Below are 18,549 nucleotides of genomic sequence, written 5' to 3'. Positions count from 1 at the left end.
GCGTCAAACGCTGCCGACGAGGCGCTGATGTTCCTGCAGGGCGAAGCGATCCGTCATGCCCGCGATGTAATCCGCAACAAGGCGCGCGATCGCGGTATCGTCGTCTCCCGCCGCGTCGATCTCGGTATTCCAGCGTTCGGGCAGCATTGCGGGATCGCCCAGATAGAGCGGAAAGAGATCCTGCACCACCTGTGTCACCTGCGCGCGTTTCTCCATCACCCGCGATGCCCGATACATGTGCTGAAAGAGAAAGGCGCGGATCTCCTTGAGATCGGACCAGAGCGTGTCGGAGAACGCGATCACCGGGCGACCCAATTCCCGGATATCCTCCACCCGCTCTGCGTTTGACGCGGACAGGTGCTGTTGCGAGGTCGCGATGACGTCCGAGACCATCACCCCGAACACGCGGCGGAGCGCCTCGTGACGCCGACGTTTGTGCTCAAGCCCCGGATGTGCCCTGTCCACCTCACGATAGGCGGCCCCCACGATGGGCAAACCGCAGATCTCGTCGTCCGTGAAGAGACCCGCCCTTAAACCGTCATGAAGATCGTGGTTGTTATAGGCGATATCGTCCGACAAAGCCGCGACCTGCGCTTCGGCACTGGCATGTGTGTGCAGTTCCAGATCGTGGAGGGCGTTATACTCGGCCAAGGCATATGGGAGCGTGCCCAGAACAGGTCCGTTGTGCTTTGCGATCCCCTCCAGCGTCTCCCATGTCAGGTTCAGACCGTCAAAGCGTGCGTAATGCCGTTCCAGGCGGGTGACGATCCGAATGGCCTGCGCGTTGTGGTCAAAGCCGCCATAGGGCGCCATCAGCTCCGCCAGCGCGTCCTCCCCTGTATGGCCAAAGGGCGTGTGCCCCAGATCATGGGCCAGCGCGACGGCTTCCGTCAGTTCACTGTTCAGCCCCAGCGCGCCCGCAATCGTGCGCGCAACCTGCGCCACCTCGATCGAATGGGTCAGGCGGGTGCGGAAATAGTCACCCTCGTGCTCCACAAAGACCTGGGTCTTGTGCTTGAGACGCCGGAAGGCGCTGGCGTGAATAATCCTGTCCCGATCCCGCTGAAAGCAGGAGCGAAAGCTGCTCTCCTCCTCCGGCACCAGCCGTCCCCTGGCCGGACCCGGATCCGAGGCGTAGGGCGCGCGCATAAGCTCCCCTGTTCTTGCCGTCTGTCCTGGGTCTTTCTATATTGCAGGGCGCAGGACATGAAAACCGGCAGGAGTGACGCGATGCAATTGCCTCCCAAAGTGACCGAACGGGCCTTTGAACGTCTGGCCGAGATTGGTGCGGCTGAACAGGGCCAAGCCCTGCGTGTCGCAGTCGAAGGTGGCGGTTGTTCCGGCTTTCAATACGAAATCGCACTGGACGCGCCGGCCGAAGACGACCTGATTCTAGAAGGAAACGGGCAGAAAGTTGTTGTCGACAGCGTCTCCCTCCCCTTTCTCGAAAACGCCGAGATCGACTTTTCCGAAGAGCTGATTGGCGCCCGGTTCGTCATCAACAACCCGAACGCCACCAGTTCCTGCGGCTGCGGCACGTCGTTTTCCATGTAACGCTTATGGATCGGTGCGCAGCTTGAATGCGCTTGCCCGGCCCGGACGCACCGGCGCCATCTGATCCCATAGCATCCAGAGACCGGATGCCACCACGATCGCAACGCCCAGATAGGTGCTCAGCGCGGGCATCTCGCCGAACGCGACCGCTCCGATCCCGACCATCCAGACAAATTGAAGGTTCATCAGCGGCGTGACCACATAGGCCGTAAGCAGCCGCAGCGCGACGACCAGCACCCAGCGGGCCGCGAAAAGCAGAACGGCATATCCCGCGACCCAAGCCAGATCCTGCAGGGGCATGGGCACCCAGACAAAGGGCAAAGCCACGCCCATCGACAAGGTCAGCGCGAGGTTGGGATAGAAAACCTGCGCCAGCGCATTCTGCTCAAATCGGCCGATATAGCGGGCCAGAACCATCGAAAACGTACCGAAGAGGGCCGCGGCAAAGGCCCAGACATGTCCGATCTCGATCCCCCCAAGGCCCCCGGGAAAAAGGCATACCATGCCCACAAACCCCGCCGCCAGCGCGGCCCAAGCCACCGGTCGGACCGGTTCATTGAGGATCGGGCCCGACATTAGGCCTGCGAGGATCGGCATGAGCCCGATAAACAGGAACACATCTGCAAAGGGCAGAAGCTTGAACGCGTAAAAGAACGACAGCGCGGCAAGCACCGTCGCTCCTGATCTCAGCGCCATGGCCTTTGGACAAAGCGTACCCAGACCTTGCCGTTGACGGGGATAACGATCCGCCGCAACGCTCAGCGCGATCACCAGCAGACCCGACAAAGCATAAAGCTGCGGCGCGGCATAGCCGCCCGCAATCAGCTTGGTGATCCCGTCCGCGCCCGAGATGAACGCGGTGTAAAGCAGGACCAGGGCAGCCCCGAACGCCGCCCCGCCCCTCACGCGTGGGCCTCCCGCAAGGTTGTTCGTGCAAAACCTTCAAAGAAGGCGTCGAATTTGTCCGAACTTTGCTGTGCCTCCGTCAGGATATCGAAGCCAATCTCGGAAACGGCATCCTCCACCTGCCCGCGCATCGCGGTCCAGTCGCTGCTGCGGGCCTCGTCCAGACGGAACATGCATTCCGAGATGTCCCGCAGCGGCCCCGCATAAGGAGTAGCCCGGGTGAACCGGCACCGATCCGCTTCGGTGTCTTTGAGAAAGGCATCCTTTCCCGACACCGACATCAGCCAGTTGCAGACGAAATAGTCGTGATAATCATCCTGAACGGCGACCTCGGGACCGGTCGTCATCGAAAACCTATGCGTTTCCCGCTCCAGCCAGCCTTCCCAGATCGGCGAAGGCGTCCGTCCGGCAAAGCGCAGGGCCACACAGATTTCTGCCAGCAGATCCGCGTTCTGATCCAGATAGGCCAGCAATCCCGCGAATTCGAGGCTGGTCACAGCCGCCTCCTCCAGCTGCGGATCGACGCGCCCATATTCGCTGAGATAAAAGACGATATGGGTCAGCTCATAAGCCGCTTTCTTGTTCGGCATCGCAAATGTTTCGGATCTTGCGATAAACCGGCGAAGACGCGCCTCGAGCCCGCCATCATGCGCCATCGGATCGACGCCTCGGCGTTGCATCAACCGGCGCGCCTCCGCCCTTTGCAGGTCCGACAGCTCCGCCTCTGCCAGTCCTTGCTGATGCGCCCATTCGACAAGGGCCGCAGCCTTGTCGCCCGGCATCCCAAGCGCCTCCAGATCCAGACAGATCGACAGCAGGAACCGGTAATATTGCGGAAAGAACTCTATGCGCTTCTCGACCTGGGCGTAAAATCCTTCATGCGGTGCAAGCGCGCTGAGCGGCACGCGGCTGCCCGTGCATTCAAGGATATTGAGAAGCTCCGCATTCTCCTTGAGCCAGAAGACGTCGTCTCCGAACCGACGGGCCTCGGCAAAGCTGCGGATCATGGCGGCCAGCCGCGTGTCACGCGACGGGCGCAGGGACGGAACGTTCAGATGAATGACATTCGACATCGGATTTCTCCTTCTCTCAAACGGCGTGTCTGAACGCCCCGTGTCCTGTTTCAGGTGTGGCGCTTAGCTGCCGGAGGAGAACATCTGCGTTGCGTCGCCGTCCGTCGCCTTGGCAGCCGCAACCGGAGCGGAGCCAGATGAGAACATCTCGACAGCATCCCCATCCGTCACCGCAGTTTCCGCGACCGGGGCCGAACCGGAAGAAAACATCTCGGTCGCATCGCCCGTCGTGGCCGCGGCCTGCGCCGTGGGAGCGGAACCCGACGAAAACATCTCTACCGCATCACCCGCGGCTGCGTTGCTATGCGCGGCGGGTGCGGATCCCGAAGAGAACATCTCAACCGCGTCGCCGGTTGTCGCTTCGGTGGTGGCCGCCGGTGCGGAGCCCGAGGAAAACATTTCGACGAGATCGCCGGTGCTCGCGGTGCTGCGGGCTGCCGGAGCAGAGCCGGAGGAGAACATCTCGACACCTTCGCCGGCCAGCGCGGTGCTTTGCATCAGTGGCGCGGAGCCAGACGAGAAAAGCATCGTTGCGTCGCCGTCAAGCGCATCGCTTGTGCAAGTTGGGGCAGAGCCGGACGAGAACAGGAACGTTGCATCGCCGTCGAACAGATTGCCCCCGTCGAATTGGTTAACGGTTTCTTCAGTGTCGCGGATTTTGATTTGAGTTTGCATCGCTGTGTTTCCCGAAAATTTGAAGTTGATTGCCCCTTGACGCTTGCACGTCTTGCGGGAAACTCAAAATATTTTTCTACTTAAGCGAGAAATCCACAGCACTTATCCACATCAAAAAACGGCGTTAAGAAATTGGTTAAGGGCGACAAGCCACTGGCATGGCGCCAGCGAAAAAACTTATCCACAGCCACGGTTTAGAGGTGATTTTGACACCGTCTGAGACCGATCAAAGATGCGAATCGCGTCACTTCAAGCGGCACAGGACCCGAATGCGATTCGCGGCAAGACAGGCCGCGACGCCCGCCCGCCCTTGCCCCGGCCCGATGCATCGGCGATAGACGGATAAAAGCGGAGCAGAAGGGGGCTGCGATGAAAATCGCCACGTTCAATATCAATGGCATCAAAGCCCGGGCCATGGCTCTTCCGGCCTGGCTGGATACGGCGCAGCCGGATGTCGTGCTCCTGCAGGAAATCAAGTCAGTTGACGAGGCCTTCCCCCGCGACCTCTTCGAGGAGCGGGGGTATCATGTGGAAACCCATGGCCAGAAAAGCTTCAACGGCGTGGCGATCCTGTCCAAGCTCCCTCTTGAAGACGTCACCCGTGGGCTGCCGGGCGATCCCGAAGACGAACAGGCGCGCTGGATCGAAGCCACCGTCGTCGGAAAGACAGCTCTCAGGGTCTGCGGGCTTTATCTGCCGAACGGCAATCCCGCACCGGGGCCCAAATTCGACTACAAATTGGCCTGGATGGAACGCCTCCATGCCCGCGCACGTGACCTGATGGAGCAGGAAGAGCCCGCCCTGATGGCCGGGGACTACAACATCATCCCGCAGGCCGAGGATGCGAAACGCCCCGATGCGTGGCGCGAAGATGCGCTTTTTCGTCCAGATAGCCGCGCAGCCTTCCGGCGCATTGTGAACCTTGGCTTCACCGATGCGTTCCGGGCCCGGCTGCAAGGACCCGGCCATTACAGCTTCTGGGATTATCAGGCCGGCGCCTGGAACCGGAATGACGGTATTCGGATTGATCACATCCTGCTGAACCCCCAAGCCGCTGACCGGCTCGTGGATTGCCGCATCGACGCCGAAATTCGCGGTCACGAGAAACCATCCGATCATGTCCCCGTCTGGGCAGAGCTCGACCTCTGACCTCATCAAGACCGACAGGCTTCTACCCCGCGCAAACACCTGATCTACTGGCTGTCACATCCGCGACCTGCGCCCAAAATCGTGTGCGCCGCAGGCGCGCCTTTTGACAGCGTTGCCTCACGCTGTCACATCGTGCCGGTAAAGCCAGTCAAACTGCCGCACGACCCGCGCGGGCGCGACACGGCCGCCCAAGGACAGCGCAAGATGGGCCGCCCGCCTCAGCGGGCCGAACCTGAGGTGATACTTCCACGCATTGCCATTCGCCGTTTCGATGACACGCACCACCCGGTCACGCCGTCGTGACTGATAGGTGGCAAGACCCTGCTCCATGCGCGTGGCGCCGTCCAAAGCATCCGCCAGGACCCAGGCATCCTCCAACGCCATGTTCGCCCCCTGGGCAAGAAAGGGCAGCGTGGGATGCGCCGCATCTCCCAGAAGTGCCAGACCCTCTCCGTGCCAACGTTCTGCTACCGGGTGCCGGAAAAGCCCCCAAAGGCCGACCTGCCGGACATCCGCCAGCAGATCCGCCGCCGGACCGCGGAAATCAGCAAAGGCCGCGCGCAGATTTTCAGGATCATCCTGGTGGTGCCAGCCTTCGGCCGCCCAATCCGCCCGCTCCTGAACCGCCACCAGATTGACGCTTTGCCCCTGACGCAGCGGATAGCTCACGACATGGCGGCCCGGTCCCATGAAAACCCGTGCTTCGTTCGGCACGCCGGTCCGATTGTCCACCAGGGCGCGCCAGGCCACCTGACCGGTAAAGAACGGAGCGGTCTGACCGTTCAACACGCCTCTGAACACCGAATGAACGCCATCCGCGCCAATGATCAAATCCCCGCGCGCGACCGCGCCCGTTTTGAGATGCACCTTGCCTTGCTCGACCCGGACGACCTCTTGCAAGAGGCGTAGTTCAACACCCGCGGCGCGTGCAGCCTCGACCAGAAGAGCGATCAGATCCGCGCGATGCAAAAAGAGGTATTGCTGATCCGCCGCATATCGCGCCAGATCCAGCCGCATCACCTCGCCGGATCGGCGATAATCCCGCAGCGATACGGCCTCTGCCCGTGTCGCGACCTTCTGCAGCGCGTTCGAGAGGCCCAGCGCGTCCAGCACGGCAAATCCGTTCGGGCTGATCTGCAGACCCGCCCCGACCTCCCGGATCGCATCGGCCTGTTCCAGCACGCAGACATTCGCTCCGCGCGCCCGCAAGGCCAGCGCGGCAGCCAAGCCGGCAATGCCACCGCCGACAATGACGATATCCAGCCCCGTCAAACTCATGGCTCAGAGATAGAAGCAAAAACGCCGGGGTGACAGACCCCGGCGTTGCGTCATTCTGACTGGTCTCGAGACGGCGATCAATCGTCGCGATGGACTTTCTCGCGGCGCTCATGGCGCTCCTGCGCCTCAAGGCTCATCGTTGCGATAGGGCGCGCATCCAGCCGCTTCAGCGAAATAGGCTCTCCCGTGACATCGCAATAGCCATACTCGCCCTCGTCGATCCGGCGCAGGGCGCTGTCGATCTTGGCGACCAGTTTGCGTTGCCTGTCCCGGGTCCGCAGCTCAAGCGCGCGATCCGTCTCTTCACTGGCCCTGTCGGCGACGTCCGGAATGTTGCGGGTCTGATCCTGCAGTCCCTCGATGGTGTCACGACTGCCTGCCAGTAACTCGGCTTTCCAGTTTAGCAGCTTGCGGCGGAAATACTCCATCTGCCGCTCGTTCATAAAAGGCTCATCCTCGGCCGGACGATAGTCATCCGGCAGAAAAACTTCCTGCTTCATTTTGGTTCCCTCGGCTTGGCCAAGATTGTCCATAAATCATCCCTGAGACAGTTTTGGCTCCCACTGCCGCAGCGTCTATCCCAAGGTCCCGCGATTGTCACTACACAATAGAGTCACGGCTGGGTTAAAAGCGGTCGCGCGCTAGATGCGGTGCAAGGTAAAAGCAAAGGGTTGGAAAAGCATGAAATTTCAGGGCACCAAGGAATATGTGGCCACCGATGACCTGACCATTGCGGTCAACGCCGCCGTCACGCTGGAACGCCCGCTTCTGGTGAAGGGAGAGCCCGGAACCGGCAAGACCGAACTCGCCCGCCAGGTCGCCCAGGCCCTGGGCTTGTCGATGATCGAATGGAACATCAAATCCACCACCCGCGCCCAGCAGGGCCTTTATGAATACGACGCGGTCAGCCGCCTGCGCGACAGCCAGCTGGGCGAGGAACGCGTGCACGACGTCAAAAACTACATCAAGAAGGGCAAGCTCTGGGAGGCGTTCGAGGCCGACCAGAAAACCGTCCTTCTGATCGACGAGATCGACAAGGCCGATATCGAGTTTCCCAACGACCTTCTTCAGGAACTCGACCGGATGGAATTCTTCGTCTACGAGACGGGCGAGACGATCCGCGCCAGAACCCGCCCCATCGTCATCATCACTTCGAATAACGAAAAGGAACTGCCCGACGCCTTCCTGCGCCGCTGCTTCTTCCACTATATCCGCTTCCCGGACGAGGCCACAATGCGCAAGATCGTCGAGGTGCACCACCCCGGCATCAAGGAGGCGCTGCTGACCACCGCGCTCACGCAATTCTACGAGTTGCGCGAGACGTCCGGCCTCAAGAAAAAGCCCTCGACCTCAGAGGTGCTTGACTGGCTCAAGCTGCTGCTGGCCGAGGATCTGACCGCCGACGATCTCAAACGCGACGGGGTGAACGCGCTGCCAAAGCTGCACGGCGCGCTCTTGAAGAACGAACAGGACGTCCACCTCTTCGAACGGCTGGCCTTCATGGCCCGCGCGCAGCGGTAGGTTTTCAGGGCGCAGAAGGTCCCGCCTCCGCAAAAGTACCGGGCGTTTACGTTTCTGAAATGTCCATTGCGATGGGGGACCAGCGGAAGCGCAGCAAGTCTGAGCGGATGCAAACCGCTATAATGTCCTTTTGGGCTCCGCCCGTTCGCGGCTCAAACGGTCCCTCGTACCGTTTGCAAGACGCCGCTCACCCACCCATGCGGATGATCTTTTCGACGCGCTGGGGGTCTTCCGCGATCACGCGCAGCAGGATGCGGGCCGAGCGGTCCGGCAACCGCCGCCGCTGTTCCCAGTTGCGCACCGCGGCCAGCGCAAAGCCGAAATGTTCCGAAAACCGCTTCTGCGTCATCCCCAGCCTCTCGCGCAAGGCCCGGACGTCCACCATCGGCACCTCGAAACGCACCACCGGTTCCAGCGGGGCCGAGCCGTCTATGTCGGCCTGCACCTCGGCCAGAGCCGCAGCATCGCGGTCCGCTTCGATATCCTTGCGTTTGGCTTGTGCCCCCATCTGTCTCACTCCTCTGCCTTCCTCAACAATTCGGTGATCTTCTGCCTCAGAACACCGACCACGATATCGCGTCCTATGCGGGCCACCCCGCTGAAATCCTTCGGTGGCTTCTTCAGCGGCATCAGCCTTAGCAGATGCACCACCAACAACTCCTCCGACGCCTGGTAGAGCATGTATTTCGCCTCGCACAGCCTCGAGACATAGCGGTACCAGTCGCCTTCCTTGCGCCCCACCGTCGGATCCCTCACGATCAGCACGATCAGTTGCGCCAGTTCGTCCTCTGTCAGGCCCAGATGCGCGGCATCCTCCAGCGCGGTCCGTGTCGGGCGGCATTCCACCTGTAGAAGGTCGACCTGTTCATTGGCTATATACGCCATTGGCGCACCTTTTTCAAGTCCGATCCCCCGGATACCATAATCCCGCCACCCTATTCCCACCGATGCGCAGGCAGGCTAAAACCATGGCGAGCAGCCAAACCGGGGAGCCCGTTGATGTCAACCGCCGCGCCTGTCGCGATCCGGCCACTTCGTGCCGAAGACCGCGCCCCCTGGGCCGAGATGTGGACCGATTATCTCGCCTTTTACAAAAGCACCGTACCGGCAGAGGTCTATGACAGCACCTTCGCGCGGCTTCTGGGCGACGATCCTCGGGATTTTAATGCCTTGGTGGCCGAACAGGACGGGCGGCTCGTTGGGCTGACCCATTACCTCTTTCACCGCCATGCCTGGAAAATCGAGGAGGTCTGCTATCTTCAGGATCTCTATGCCCGCCCCGACACACGCGGCACCGGCGTGGGCCGTGCCCTGATCGAAGGGGTCTATGCCGCCGCGGACGCTCATGGCGCGCCCTCGGTCTATTGGCTGACCCAGGATTTCAACGACACCGCGCGCCGGCTTTATGACCGGATCGGCACGCTGACCCCCTTCGTAAAGTACCAGCGCCCATGATCCGTGCCGCGCTCCTCCTGCTTTGCCTCGGGGCCTGTGCCATGGCGCCGTCCGGCGAAGCCCCCACACGGGCCGTGATCGCCGACAGCACACTACCCCCGATGAAAACGTTCAGCCGGCCGCAACCCCGCGCGCCCCGGATCTCGAACGCCAATCTGGCCACCGACTTTCAGGCCCTGCATTTCCAGCTGGAAAGCGGTCGTACCCTGCCGACCTTCACCCGGTTCGAAACACCGATTACCGTGGCTGTCACCGGGAACCCTCCGCCCAGCCTCGGCCCGGATCTGCGGCGCCTGCTTGCACGGCTGCGCAACGAGGCCGGGATCGACATCTCAAGCACGGCCAGCCCCGACGCCAACATCATCATCGAGGCCGTCTCCCGCGATGACATCCGCAGGGCTTTGCCCCAGGCCGCCTGTTTCGTGATCCCCAATGTCTCGAGCCTGGCAGAGTTTCGCCGGATGCGCCGTAATCCCCGGACCAACTGGGCCAATCTGACCCAGCGCACGCGAATGGCGATCTTCCTGCCTTATGATGCCAGCCCGCAGGAGGTACGTGACTGCCTTCACGAGGAGCTGGCCCAGTCGCTCGGGCCACTCAATGATCTCTACCGATTGACCGACTCCGTTTTCAACGACGACAATGTCCATACCGTGCTGACAGGGTATGACATGCTGATCCTTCGGATGACCTATGCACCCGAATTGCAAAGCGGCATGACCCAGCAGGAGATCGCGGCGCAGCTGCCGTCGATCCTGGCTCGGCTCAATCCCGGTGGGGTTGGGCTGGCCCGCCAACCCAGCGCCCCGACACCGCGCAGTTGGGTTTCGGCGGTGCAGACCGCGTTGGGGCCTGGCGCCTCAGCGCCCGCGCGGCGATCCGCAGTGAATGCGGCCCTTCGCATTGCGCGCACCGAAGGTTGGACCGATCATCGCCGCGCGTTCAGCCATTACATTGCCGGTCGGATGATCCAGATCCACGACCCCGCCGCCGCGCAAAGTCACTATGCCCTTGCCATGGCGTTCTACGAACAGACGCCCCGTACCGAATTGCACCGCGCCTATCTCGCCACGCAAATCGCCGCTTTCGCCATTACGCAAGGTGACGGTGCCGCGGCCTTGCGGGCGATCAACCCTGCCCTACCTGTCGCGCGTCAGGCCGAAAACGCGGCCCTTCTGGCCACGCTGCAGATGCTCAAAGCCGAAGCGCTCGGTCTCACGGGCCGCCCGGATCAGGCACGTGCGGTTAGACTGGACAGTCTAGGATGGGCGCGATACGGCTTTGGCTCGGATTGGGCGGTGCGCGGCAAACTGCGTGAAATCGCAGCGCTGAACCCGCTCCGGCAAGGCTAAGGGGGAGAGCCCGCGATGATCGTTATCGGTACTGCCATTCTGGGCGCCATTCTCGGATTTGCAACGGCCAAGCGGCGCAACGGTTCCCGCCTCGACATGGCGCAATATGCCGCCGGCTACGGTATCGCCTTTGCCCTGCTGGGGCTGGTGGCGACGGTCACGATCCACCGCATGGCGGTGTAAGCGATGTTCCTGCCCTTTTTCGAGCAGCTTCGCACCGCAGGTGTCCCGGTCTCGCTCCGTGAATACCTCACCTTTCTCGAAGGCATGAAAAAGGGCCTGGCCACCTACGATGTCGAGGCGTTCTACTACCTCGCCCGCACCTCCATGGTGAAGGACGAGCGCAACATCGACAAATTCGACCGTGCCTTCGCCGCTGCCTTCAAAGGCCTCGAAAACATCACCTTCGACCAGGTGCTGGAGGCGGTCGACATCCCCGCCGACTGGCTGGAGAAGATGGCCGAGAAACACCTCTCGGACGAGGAAAAGGCCGAGATCGAGGCGATGGGCGGCTTCGAGAAACTGATGGAGACGCTGCGCGAGCGGCTCAAGGAACAGGAAGGCCGCCATCAGGGCGGCAACAAGTGGATCGGCACCGCCGGCACGTCGCCGTTTGGCGCCTATGGCTACAACCCCGAAGGTGTGCGAATCGGCCAGAAGGAAAGCCGCCACCGCCGCGCGACCAAGGTCTGGGACAAGCGCGAATTCAAGAACCTCGACGACACGGTCGAACTGGGCACCCGCAACATCAAGGTCGCTCTGAAACGCCTGCGCCGCTGGGCGCGCGACGGCGCTGCAGACGAGCTGGATCTGGACGGTACCATCCGGGCCACGGCAGAACACGGCTATCTAGACGTCAAAACGCGCCCCGAACGCCGCAACGCCGTCAAGGTGCTGCTCTTTCTCGATGTGGGTGGGTCGATGGATCCGCATATCAAGGTCGTCGAAGAGCTTTTCTCCGCCGCGCGCGCAGAATTCAAGCACATGGAGTATTTCTACTTCCACAACTGCCTTTACGAAGGCGTCTGGCGCGATAACCGCCGCCGCTGGGACGAGCAGATGCCCACGCATGAGGTGCTGCGCACCTACGGGCCGGACTACAAATGTATCTTCGTGGGCGACGCGTCGATGTCGCCCTACGAGATTGCCTATCCGGGCGGTGCCAACGAACACTGGAACCAAGAGGCTGGTCAGGTCTGGCTGGCCCGCGCACGCGATCAATGGTCCTCCAACCTCTGGATCAACCCGGTGCCCAAGAAATACTGGGGCTATACCCATTCCATCGGCATGATCCAGGAGATCTTTGAGAACCAGATGGTGCCGATGACGCTTGCCGGGCTCGAGGAAGGGATGCGTGCGCTGACCCGCTGACGCCACCGAGCGGCCTTTTGGCGTCACCTGATGCTGGCCTGACACCTCATGCACCGCAAAGATCTGAACACAAGAGGACGAATATGTCGGAACTGGACGTCATCATTTACGGCGCGACCGGATATACCGGCGGCCTTGTCGCTGAATATATGAACCAGACCTATCCCAACAGGTCCTGGGGCATCGCAGGCAGAAACAAGGCAAAGCTTGAACATGTCAAAAGCGATCTGGACCTGCCGGATCACGTCGTTCTCATCGAGGCGGACGCGTCGGACCCCGCCTCCCTCAACGCGATGGTCCAGCGGGCGCGCGTCATCATCACCACGGTCGGTCCCTATCAGCATTACGGCGAACCGCTTGTGGCGGCCTGTGCGCGGTATGGGACCGATTATGTCGATCTCTGCGGCGAGCCGCCCTTCATGTGGTCCAGTATCGAAACGTATGACGAGATGGCCAAAGCGTCGGGCGCCCGCATTGTGCATTCATGCGGGTTTGACAGTGTGCCCTCCGATCTGGGTGTGCTCTTCCTGCAAACCGAGGCCAAGACCCGTTTTGGCGCACCGCTCAAGGACGTGCGCTGCCGGGTCCGCAGCATGGTGGGCAAATTTTCGGGTGGCACCGCGGCATCGGGCCGCGCCACCGAAGAGGCCGCCAAAGCCGATCCGGCGATCATGGCCCGGCTGATCTCTCCCTTCGCACTTACCCCCGGCTTTGAAGGCGCGCGGCAACCGACAGGGCACAAACCCTATGAAGACGAAAAGCTGGGTGCCTGGGTCACGCCGTTTTTCATGGCGCCGGTGAACACCAAGAATGTGCATCGCTCGAACGCTTTGATGAACCATCTCTATGGCACCGATTTCACCTACGAGGAGATGATCCTCACGGGGTCAGGCGATGCCGGCAAGGCTATGGCCACCCATATCGCGACCTCTGACCCTTTGGCCGGGCAAGGCTATCTCAACCCCGGAGAAGGCCCCACCCGCGAAGAACGCGAGAGTGGCAGCTACGATTTCATGATCTATGGCGACAGCGAAGGTGGCGAGCGGCTGGTTGTCGGCGTGACGGGGGATCGCGATCCCGGCTATGGCTCGACCTGCAAAATGCTCACGGAATGCGCAATCTGCCTGCTGGATGACGTGGCCGATGCACCGGGCGGCGTTCTCACCCCTGCCCCGATCTTTGGCCCGGCCCTGATCGGCAGGCTGGAGGCCAATGCCGGTTTGACATTCAAGGTCGAGGACTGATCGCGAACTGCATAGATACGAAGCCAAGACAGGAGCGGACCGCTCCTGTCTGACGACAGGTCCGCCCCGGTAAAGCATGACCGCCCGGATGCGAGATGGCAGGCTGAGCCTGGCAAAGACGACTTTTTGCTGACAGTTTGACACAGCGATGCAGGCTTTGCGCCGAATTCCGCCGCCCAGCATGTCTGCATCTTGATAACGCGCTTCCCTATGACATCCAAAGACGCACATCTTTGGATGTGATTTCCAGTTTTAGTCCATTTGTTCAGAACAAGCCTCATTCAGGACGTCAAAAAAGAATGCCCCATTCACAAAGCGCGATTGTCACCGGCCCGATCCAGATCACTTTTGCAGCGCCGAACCAAAAAAGCTCGGAAAAAACCGATCTGGCGCCACGTGGGGCCCTCCAAATACGCCAGCACCTGGGCAGAGCGCTCAATCGCGGGATGGGCCGGATCTGCCTTGTACTGCTTGCGTTCTTTGCGGCCGGATGCGCGGTCCATGACCGCACGGATCTGACCCCGACCGCGACGACATACGAGCGGTTTGAGCCTGTCGGCGCGCCTGCGGATGTCAGAACGTTCGGCGATATATCGAACCTTGAAGCGGACGAGGTCATCACCGAATTTCGCGAGGGGTTCTCCCGCGCTGGACGACGGGGAGCCATCAACATTCTGGCCTTGTCCGGCGGTGGTCCGGACGGTGCTTATGGCGCCGGTGTTCTCTCCGGATGGACAGCCACCGGCCGGCGGCCTGAATTCGATATCGTCACCGGCATTTCCACTGGCGCGATCATTGCGCCTTTCGCGTTTCTGGGCTCTGACTATGACGCCTCTGTTCGCCGTTTTTATACCACGACCGACACAAAACAAGTGGCCACGTTCCGCGTGATGGCCGCCCTTCTTGGGGGCGGGGCGCTCGCGGACAACGCACCGCTTGCAGAGGCGATTGCACGCGAACTGACCGACGACATCATCCTGAAAATCGCCGAAGAGCATCGGAAAGGCCGCCGGTTGGTGATCGGGACGACGAATTTCGACGCGGAACGCCCGGTGCTTTGGGATATCGGGGCCTTGGCCGATGCCCGAACACCTGCCGCGTTCGAACTGGTCCGCAAGGTCATCCTCGCCTCCGCGGCGATCCCTGTCGTGTTCACGCCGGTGCGCATACCCGTCACGGACGGAGAGATCGTGCGGGAAGAACTGCATGTGGACGGCGCGCTGACGCAGCAGATCTTTACCTATCCCGGCGATCTGCCCATGCGGCGCATCCTGGCGGATCTGGGCCTGAGCAATGCGAACAATACCGTCTGGCTGATCCACAACAAACGCCTGGAGCCCCGGTTCGAACCGCAAAGCACAAAGCTTGTGGACATGTCAGAACGGACCCTCTCGACGCTGATCCGCTCCCAGGGCTTCGGCGATCTGGCCTACATCATCGCCCTGGCCAAGCGCGACGGCTTTCAGGTCAACGGTCTGGTTGTTCCGCCCCGGTTTGACGAAGAACCGACCCAGGCTTTCGATCCTGTCTATATGTCAAAACTATATAACGTGGGCGTTGAGGACGGGTCCGATCCGAACGCCTGGCGCTCGGACTTGCAAGACGAATTGTTCAACGTGCCAGAGTAACCCGCTACGCGCGCACCTTTCGGCGTGCGTTCGCGGGATGGCCGTATCGTCCTGTGCCCCCGCGCTCAGCCGTTGATGCGGCCCCAACACCCACTGTCCTCTTCTGCCTGGGCCTTTTCCGCACGCACGAAGGTAAAATCACACCGCTCGGCGCCCGTGGCGATCGTGCCGCTTCGGTTGACGGTCACCGGCCGGCGCGATGCGTTCACCTGCTCCATCCATTGCGCATCATAGGCGCAAAAGACCGGCATAAGGTCCGGCTCGGCCACGTTCCACAAGTAGTCTGCAAACGGACATCTTGTGACGTGCAACGTAACGCGGTCTGGACCGGTCACCTCATGCGCCTCGACGCCCTGCCCCCACATTTCGCGGGTCAGATCGGTCAGGCACGGCTGTTTCTGCATCTGCGCCACGGGATCCCGCGTGCCGGCAAGCCAGAGCCCGAACGCCGCGCGGGTCACGCCGGACCCGTTGGCCAGAAAAGCCTCTTTGGCCATGGCAACAGCATCGTTCCGCAGGATGCCCTGATCTTCTAAATGGCTCACCGCGACTTGGAGAGACTGCACCATCAGCAAATTGAAATCCGCCTGGCGGTCCCCGCCCGGCATCGCGTGATGCCGGGGCAGTCGCGCGATGCGGCGTTGAAGATCGCCCCGCCTGGGCGCCAATCCGGTTACCCTGCGAAGGGCCCTGGCAAATCCGCTCAAGAACAGAAATCGCATCAGCCTAATCATTTCTGCGGTCCTTCTATTGCTTGGTTCAATAAGGTTTCAAACGTGCGATAGACCTCGATCTGTCGCTCTTTTGTCATGTCGGGAAAGACCAGCAGCAGCCCTGCGAAAGCGGCGTAGTCCAGAACGGCCATGTCGCGGGCCACCTCTTCTGACATGCCGTAGCGGGCCTGGTAGGCTTTCCGCGAGAATGTCAGCCGGGTCGCATCTGTTTCGCGAATGCGATCCTGCAAGGCCGGCACACTGTTGCCCAGCCTCCGGATCGCACGTTCAAGATCGAAATCCAGATCCAGAACGCGATGGAACATTTCTTCCATTTCGGCCTCGCCGATTTGGTCCAGCGGATAATCTTCCAAAAGCTCCGTGGTCTGTCGGGCGGTCCAATGCGCAACGACGTCTTCGAGGAACGCGTCGTGATCTTTGAAATGGTGATAGAACGATCCCTTGGTGCGCCCGGCCGCGTCGCAAATCGCCTCAAGTCGCAGGGCATCCGGACCCTCGGCCGAAAGCTGGCGCAGCGCCAAGTCCAGCCAATCTATGCGCGCAAACCGTTTCACAGGAACAAACCCGTCAGACCAAGCACTGTGACCGGCAGAAACAGAAAGCCTTGTGGCAGCGCGCCATACCGTTGGCCGATGGCCGGAACGACCAGGATACCAATCATAAGGAACAGGCCCGAAAGCGCTGTTGCGACCTCTGCATATTGCCGAGCGATCAGCGCCCCCAACACGAAAAGGACCGTCAGCAAGGCCAATGTGCCGCTTACATACTGCCAGCACAGCCAGGCCGTATCCCGCACGATAGGCTCCAACGCGCTGGAGTGGCGCAGCGGGCCTGCCACATCGCGTCCGCCCATCACCACATGAACGACGCACCAGACCGCGCTTAATGCAGCGGCCATGAGCAAGGCGACCTCGCCTAGTCCAAGCGATCCGGACATCGTTTCAGCCACCTTTGCAGGGGCACCTGACAGGTGCGTTCATCGTCGATGCCAGAACATACCATAAGGTATGGTTTGCATGCAACCGGGAAAGATCTAAGGGCTCGATCGCACACGCTGTCTTGGCTGGCTGTTGGCCACGGCCACGCCCAGGATCGTCAGTCCGACGCCGCAGCCGGACAACCAGGACGGCCCCTCGCCCAGAAAAAGCCACCCGCCCATCAGGGAAAAGCCAGGCACCAGCGCACTCAGTGAAGCGGCGCGGGAGGCCCCAATGCTTTGAACGGCATAGCCATAGACCCACATCCCAACCGCTCCGGCCAGGATCCCCTGCCAAAAGACCTGCATGGCGAGATGGGCAGGCGGCGTCGCGGAAAATCCAGACGAACCAAGCAGCAGCCAGATCGGCACAACCAAAACAGTCGACCAGACACATATCACTGCCGCGCCATGCCAGGCGTCTAGACCGCTTCGGCGAAAGGCCACAGAATACGCGCCCCAAAGGAATGCTGCGGTGATCAACAAAAGATCGCCAAAGACCGTCTCCCGCCCCATGGTCATGACAGCTTCCCATCCGATGCAGATCACCCCGGCCACCAGAAGCCCGAACCCAAGGCCAACGCGGCGGGTCAGCGTTTCACCCAGGAAGGCAATCGCAAGGCCAGAGACGAAGATCGGCATTGTTCCGGGTATCAGCACCGCAATATGCGCCGCAGGCGCAAACTGCGCCCCCTGCATGACCAGCACCCCGAAAGGCAGCCCCCCACCCAGCACCATCACCGCAAGAAGCCCGGGGTGAACCCCTTTTGGCACCAGACCATGACGGATGAGAATGGGGGCCAGCACCACCGCGGGAATGGCATACCGGATGAGTGCAAGATCATAGGGTGACACGGTCGTCGTCACGCCAAAGCGGGTCACAACCTGCCACCCCGCGCCAATCAACGCCGCAGCAATCGCCGCGACCAAACCCAAACCCGCATGCCCCATGATACTCACCTCTTCAAGCTGATCGGTGCGCATTATTGCACTCAGATCAGGGGCAGGTCCTTGCGTTCTCAACCATATTTCGCGACAATATTGGCAGAATATTGCGAGATCTCATGCCCTACATTCATCTCGACGCCATCGATCTGAAGATTTTGGATGCCCTGCAGAAGGACGGGCGTCTCAGCAACTCAGATCTCTCGGATATTGTGGGGTTGTCCCAATCCCCCTGTCTCCGGCGTGTGAAACGGCTTGAGAAGGAAGGCTTCATCACCTCGTACCGGGCGATCCTTGACCGGGAGGCGGTCGGTCTGTCGCTGACAGTCTTCGCGGCGTTCAGACTGAAATCCGCCACGCCCGAAGCCGCCGAGGAGTTCGAGCAACGTCTGACCGCCCTGCCCCAGGTGATCACGTGCCATATGCTGTCGGGGGACAGCGATTGCCTGGCAGAGATCGTGGCGCCCAGCGTCGCCGCCTATCAGGCGTTCCTGACCGAACATCTTCGCGCGCTGCCTCATGTCCGCGATATCCGGTCGAACATCGCCTTGAAGCGGGTCAAATCGGAAACGCCCATGCCCTTGGCGCATATCAAACGCCCCCTCGACGGTCCGGACTGCTGATCGCATCTTCGGGACGGTTCACACCGGCGCCATGTCAGATACGCAAGTTGGCTCAAAAATAGGAC

22 protein-coding genes are annotated in these 18,549 nt (G+C 61.3%); 10 read left to right on the top strand and 12 right to left on the bottom strand.

Annotated features, from left to right (window positions below):
• Window positions 1-3: 3 nt before the first annotated feature.
• Window positions 4-1,149 (bottom strand): deoxyguanosinetriphosphate triphosphohydrolase, encoded by a 1,146-nt coding sequence (locus tag CFI11_RS10085; RefSeq protein ID WP_130405539.1) that lies wholly within the window; start codon window positions 1,147-1,149, stop codon window positions 4-6.
• 81 nt (window positions 1,150-1,230) lie between these two features.
• On the opposite strand from CFI11_RS10085, the gene CFI11_RS10080 reads away from it, so the two are divergent.
• Complete coding sequence (locus CFI11_RS10080; RefSeq protein WP_130405537.1) at window positions 1,231-1,554, top strand: iron-sulfur cluster assembly accessory protein; 324 nt, start codon at window positions 1,231-1,233, stop codon at window positions 1,552-1,554.
• A 3-nt stretch (window positions 1,555-1,557) separates the two neighbouring features.
• On the opposite strand, the gene CFI11_RS10075 is transcribed toward CFI11_RS10080, so the two are convergent.
• The 3 genes from CFI11_RS10075 to CFI11_RS10065 form a co-directional block, all read right to left on the bottom strand.
• Window positions 1,558-2,460, bottom strand: a complete 903-nt coding sequence (locus CFI11_RS10075; RefSeq protein ID WP_130405535.1) for a DMT family transporter — start codon at window positions 2,458-2,460, stop codon at window positions 1,558-1,560.
• Complete coding sequence (locus tag CFI11_RS10070; protein WP_130405533.1) at window positions 2,457-3,533, bottom strand: hypothetical protein; 1,077 nt, start codon at window positions 3,531-3,533, stop codon at window positions 2,457-2,459. The genes CFI11_RS10075 and CFI11_RS10070 overlap by 4 nt, the downstream gene beginning before the upstream one ends.
• Before the next feature lie 63 nt (window positions 3,534-3,596).
• On the bottom strand, window positions 3,597-4,208 hold the full coding sequence (locus CFI11_RS10065; protein ID WP_130405531.1) for a DUF6749 family protein: 612 nt from the start codon (window positions 4,206-4,208) through the stop codon (window positions 3,597-3,599).
• 369 nt (window positions 4,209-4,577) lie between these two features.
• Between CFI11_RS10065 and xth the strand changes: the two genes are divergently transcribed.
• The gene (gene xth, locus CFI11_RS10060; RefSeq protein ID WP_130405529.1) at window positions 4,578-5,357 is read left to right on the top strand and encodes an exodeoxyribonuclease III; all 780 of its coding nucleotides are present in this window, start codon (window positions 4,578-4,580) and stop codon (window positions 5,355-5,357) included.
• A gap of 117 nt (window positions 5,358-5,474) precedes the next feature.
• Here the strand turns inward: xth and CFI11_RS10055 are convergent, their stop codons facing one another.
• Together CFI11_RS10055 and dksA are read right to left on the bottom strand one after the other, a co-directional pair.
• Window positions 5,475-6,635: an FAD-dependent oxidoreductase gene (locus CFI11_RS10055; protein ID WP_130405527.1), complete on the bottom strand. Its 1,161-nt coding sequence runs from the start codon at window positions 6,633-6,635 to the stop codon at window positions 5,475-5,477.
• 77 nt (window positions 6,636-6,712) lie between these two features.
• Window positions 6,713-7,135 carry an RNA polymerase-binding protein DksA gene (gene dksA, locus CFI11_RS10050; protein WP_130405525.1) on the bottom strand — a complete coding sequence of 141 codons (423 nt, stop codon included), beginning with the start codon at window positions 7,133-7,135 and terminating at the stop codon, window positions 6,713-6,715.
• Window positions 7,136-7,316: 181 nt separating this feature from the next.
• On the opposite strand from dksA, the gene CFI11_RS10045 reads away from it, so the two are divergent.
• Window positions 7,317-8,156, top strand: a complete 840-nt coding sequence (locus CFI11_RS10045) for a MoxR family ATPase (RefSeq protein ID WP_130405523.1) — start codon at window positions 7,317-7,319, stop codon at window positions 8,154-8,156.
• A 187-nt stretch (window positions 8,157-8,343) separates the two neighbouring features.
• Here the strand turns inward: CFI11_RS10045 and CFI11_RS10040 are convergent, their stop codons facing one another.
• On the bottom strand, window positions 8,344-8,664 hold the full coding sequence (locus tag CFI11_RS10040) for a DNA-binding transcriptional regulator (RefSeq protein ID WP_130405521.1): 321 nt from the start codon (window positions 8,662-8,664) through the stop codon (window positions 8,344-8,346).
• Between the two features lie 5 nt (window positions 8,665-8,669).
• The gene (locus CFI11_RS10035; protein ID WP_130405519.1) at window positions 8,670-9,041 is read right to left on the bottom strand and encodes a hypothetical protein; all 372 of its coding nucleotides are present in this window, start codon (window positions 9,039-9,041) and stop codon (window positions 8,670-8,672) included.
• A 114-nt stretch (window positions 9,042-9,155) separates the two neighbouring features.
• Between CFI11_RS10035 and CFI11_RS10030 the strand changes: the two genes are divergently transcribed.
• From CFI11_RS10030 to CFI11_RS10005, 6 genes are all read left to right on the top strand, one after another.
• Window positions 9,156-9,611, top strand: coding sequence for a GNAT family N-acetyltransferase (locus CFI11_RS10030; RefSeq protein ID WP_130405517.1), 456 nt, complete (start codon window positions 9,156-9,158; stop codon window positions 9,609-9,611).
• Window positions 9,608-10,963: a DUF2927 domain-containing protein gene (locus CFI11_RS10025; RefSeq protein ID WP_130405515.1), complete on the top strand. Its 1,356-nt coding sequence runs from the start codon at window positions 9,608-9,610 to the stop codon at window positions 10,961-10,963. Before CFI11_RS10030 ends, CFI11_RS10025 begins: the two co-directional genes overlap by 4 nt.
• Before the next feature lie 15 nt (window positions 10,964-10,978).
• Window positions 10,979-11,146 (top strand): apolipoprotein acyltransferase, encoded by a 168-nt coding sequence (locus CFI11_RS10020; protein WP_130405513.1) that lies wholly within the window; start codon window positions 10,979-10,981, stop codon window positions 11,144-11,146.
• Between the two features lie 3 nt (window positions 11,147-11,149).
• Entirely contained in the window at window positions 11,150-12,334 is a 1,185-nt protein-coding gene (locus CFI11_RS10015; protein WP_130405511.1) for a VWA domain-containing protein, read from the top strand.
• Between the two features lie 83 nt (window positions 12,335-12,417).
• Window positions 12,418-13,578, top strand: coding sequence for a trans-acting enoyl reductase family protein (locus CFI11_RS10010; RefSeq protein ID WP_130405510.1), 1,161 nt, complete (start codon window positions 12,418-12,420; stop codon window positions 13,576-13,578).
• Between the two features lie 299 nt (window positions 13,579-13,877).
• On the top strand, window positions 13,878-15,206 hold the full coding sequence (locus tag CFI11_RS10005; protein WP_130405508.1) for a patatin-like phospholipase family protein: 1,329 nt from the start codon (window positions 13,878-13,880) through the stop codon (window positions 15,204-15,206).
• A 65-nt stretch (window positions 15,207-15,271) separates the two neighbouring features.
• On the opposite strand, the gene CFI11_RS10000 is transcribed toward CFI11_RS10005, so the two are convergent.
• The 4 genes from CFI11_RS10000 to CFI11_RS09985 form a co-directional block, all read right to left on the bottom strand.
• Window positions 15,272-15,928 carry an L-2-amino-thiazoline-4-carboxylic acid hydrolase gene (locus tag CFI11_RS10000; RefSeq protein ID WP_165390236.1) on the bottom strand — a complete coding sequence of 219 codons (657 nt, stop codon included), beginning with the start codon at window positions 15,926-15,928 and terminating at the stop codon, window positions 15,272-15,274.
• An 8-nt stretch (window positions 15,929-15,936) separates the two neighbouring features.
• The gene (locus CFI11_RS09995) at window positions 15,937-16,494 is read right to left on the bottom strand and encodes a TetR/AcrR family transcriptional regulator (RefSeq protein WP_130405504.1); all 558 of its coding nucleotides are present in this window, start codon (window positions 16,492-16,494) and stop codon (window positions 15,937-15,939) included.
• Window positions 16,491-16,877, bottom strand: a complete 387-nt coding sequence (locus CFI11_RS09990) for a hypothetical protein (protein WP_130405502.1) — start codon at window positions 16,875-16,877, stop codon at window positions 16,491-16,493. Before CFI11_RS09990 ends, CFI11_RS09995 begins: the two co-directional genes overlap by 4 nt.
• A gap of 96 nt (window positions 16,878-16,973) precedes the next feature.
• Window positions 16,974-17,900: a DMT family transporter gene (locus tag CFI11_RS09985; protein ID WP_130405500.1), complete on the bottom strand. Its 927-nt coding sequence runs from the start codon at window positions 17,898-17,900 to the stop codon at window positions 16,974-16,976.
• A gap of 80 nt (window positions 17,901-17,980) precedes the next feature.
• Between CFI11_RS09985 and CFI11_RS09980 the strand changes: the two genes are divergently transcribed.
• On the top strand, window positions 17,981-18,484 hold the full coding sequence (locus tag CFI11_RS09980) for an Lrp/AsnC family transcriptional regulator (RefSeq protein ID WP_130405498.1): 504 nt from the start codon (window positions 17,981-17,983) through the stop codon (window positions 18,482-18,484).
• Window positions 18,485-18,549: the final 65 nt, after the last annotated feature.

This window comes from Thalassococcus sp. S3 (genome assembly GCF_004216475.1).
Taxonomy (GTDB): Bacteria; Pseudomonadota; Alphaproteobacteria; order Rhodobacterales; family Rhodobacteraceae.
This window is presented reverse-complemented; position numbering and strand designations above follow the sequence as displayed.

Bases quoted from the DNA above. Each gene is read 5' to 3' on its own strand.
- CFI11_RS10005 (WP_130405508.1), top strand. From the start codon at position 13,878: ATGCCCCATTCACAAAGCGCGATTGTCACCGGCCCGATCCAGATCACT.
- CFI11_RS10070 (WP_130405533.1), bottom strand. From the start codon at position 3,533: ATGTCGAATGTCATTCATCTGAACGTTCCGTCCCTGCGCCCGTCGCGT.
- CFI11_RS10080 (WP_130405537.1), top strand. From the start codon at position 1,231: ATGCAATTGCCTCCCAAAGTGACCGAACGGGCCTTTGAACGTCTGGCC.
- CFI11_RS10040 (WP_130405521.1), bottom strand. From the start codon at position 8,664: ATGGGGGCACAAGCCAAACGCAAGGATATCGAAGCGGACCGCGATGCT.
- CFI11_RS09980 (WP_130405498.1), top strand. From the start codon at position 17,981: ATGCCCTACATTCATCTCGACGCCATCGATCTGAAGATTTTGGATGCC.
- CFI11_RS10035 (WP_130405519.1), bottom strand. From the start codon at position 9,041: ATGGCGTATATAGCCAATGAACAGGTCGACCTTCTACAGGTGGAATGC.
- CFI11_RS10055 (WP_130405527.1), bottom strand. From the start codon at position 6,635: ATGAGTTTGACGGGGCTGGATATCGTCATTGTCGGCGGTGGCATTGCC.
- CFI11_RS10030 (WP_130405517.1), top strand. From the start codon at position 9,156: ATGTCAACCGCCGCGCCTGTCGCGATCCGGCCACTTCGTGCCGAAGAC.
- CFI11_RS10045 (WP_130405523.1), top strand. From the start codon at position 7,317: ATGAAATTTCAGGGCACCAAGGAATATGTGGCCACCGATGACCTGACC.
- CFI11_RS10025 (WP_130405515.1), top strand. From the start codon at position 9,608: ATGATCCGTGCCGCGCTCCTCCTGCTTTGCCTCGGGGCCTGTGCCATG.
- CFI11_RS10000 (WP_165390236.1), bottom strand. From the start codon at position 15,928: ATGCGATTTCTGTTCTTGAGCGGATTTGCCAGGGCCCTTCGCAGGGTA.
- CFI11_RS10015 (WP_130405511.1), top strand. From the start codon at position 11,150: ATGTTCCTGCCCTTTTTCGAGCAGCTTCGCACCGCAGGTGTCCCGGTC.
- CFI11_RS10010 (WP_130405510.1), top strand. From the start codon at position 12,418: ATGTCGGAACTGGACGTCATCATTTACGGCGCGACCGGATATACCGGC.
- dksA (WP_130405525.1), bottom strand. From the start codon at position 7,135: ATGAAGCAGGAAGTTTTTCTGCCGGATGACTATCGTCCGGCCGAGGAT.
- CFI11_RS10065 (WP_130405531.1), bottom strand. From the start codon at position 4,208: ATGCAAACTCAAATCAAAATCCGCGACACTGAAGAAACCGTTAACCAA.
- CFI11_RS09990 (WP_130405502.1), bottom strand. From the start codon at position 16,877: ATGTCCGGATCGCTTGGACTAGGCGAGGTCGCCTTGCTCATGGCCGCT.
- CFI11_RS10020 (WP_130405513.1), top strand. From the start codon at position 10,979: ATGATCGTTATCGGTACTGCCATTCTGGGCGCCATTCTCGGATTTGCA.
- CFI11_RS09985 (WP_130405500.1), bottom strand. From the start codon at position 17,900: ATGCGCACCGATCAGCTTGAAGAGGTGAGTATCATGGGGCATGCGGGT.
- xth (WP_130405529.1), top strand. From the start codon at position 4,578: ATGAAAATCGCCACGTTCAATATCAATGGCATCAAAGCCCGGGCCATG.
- CFI11_RS10085 (WP_130405539.1), bottom strand. From the start codon at position 1,149: ATGCGCGCGCCCTACGCCTCGGATCCGGGTCCGGCCAGGGGACGGCTG.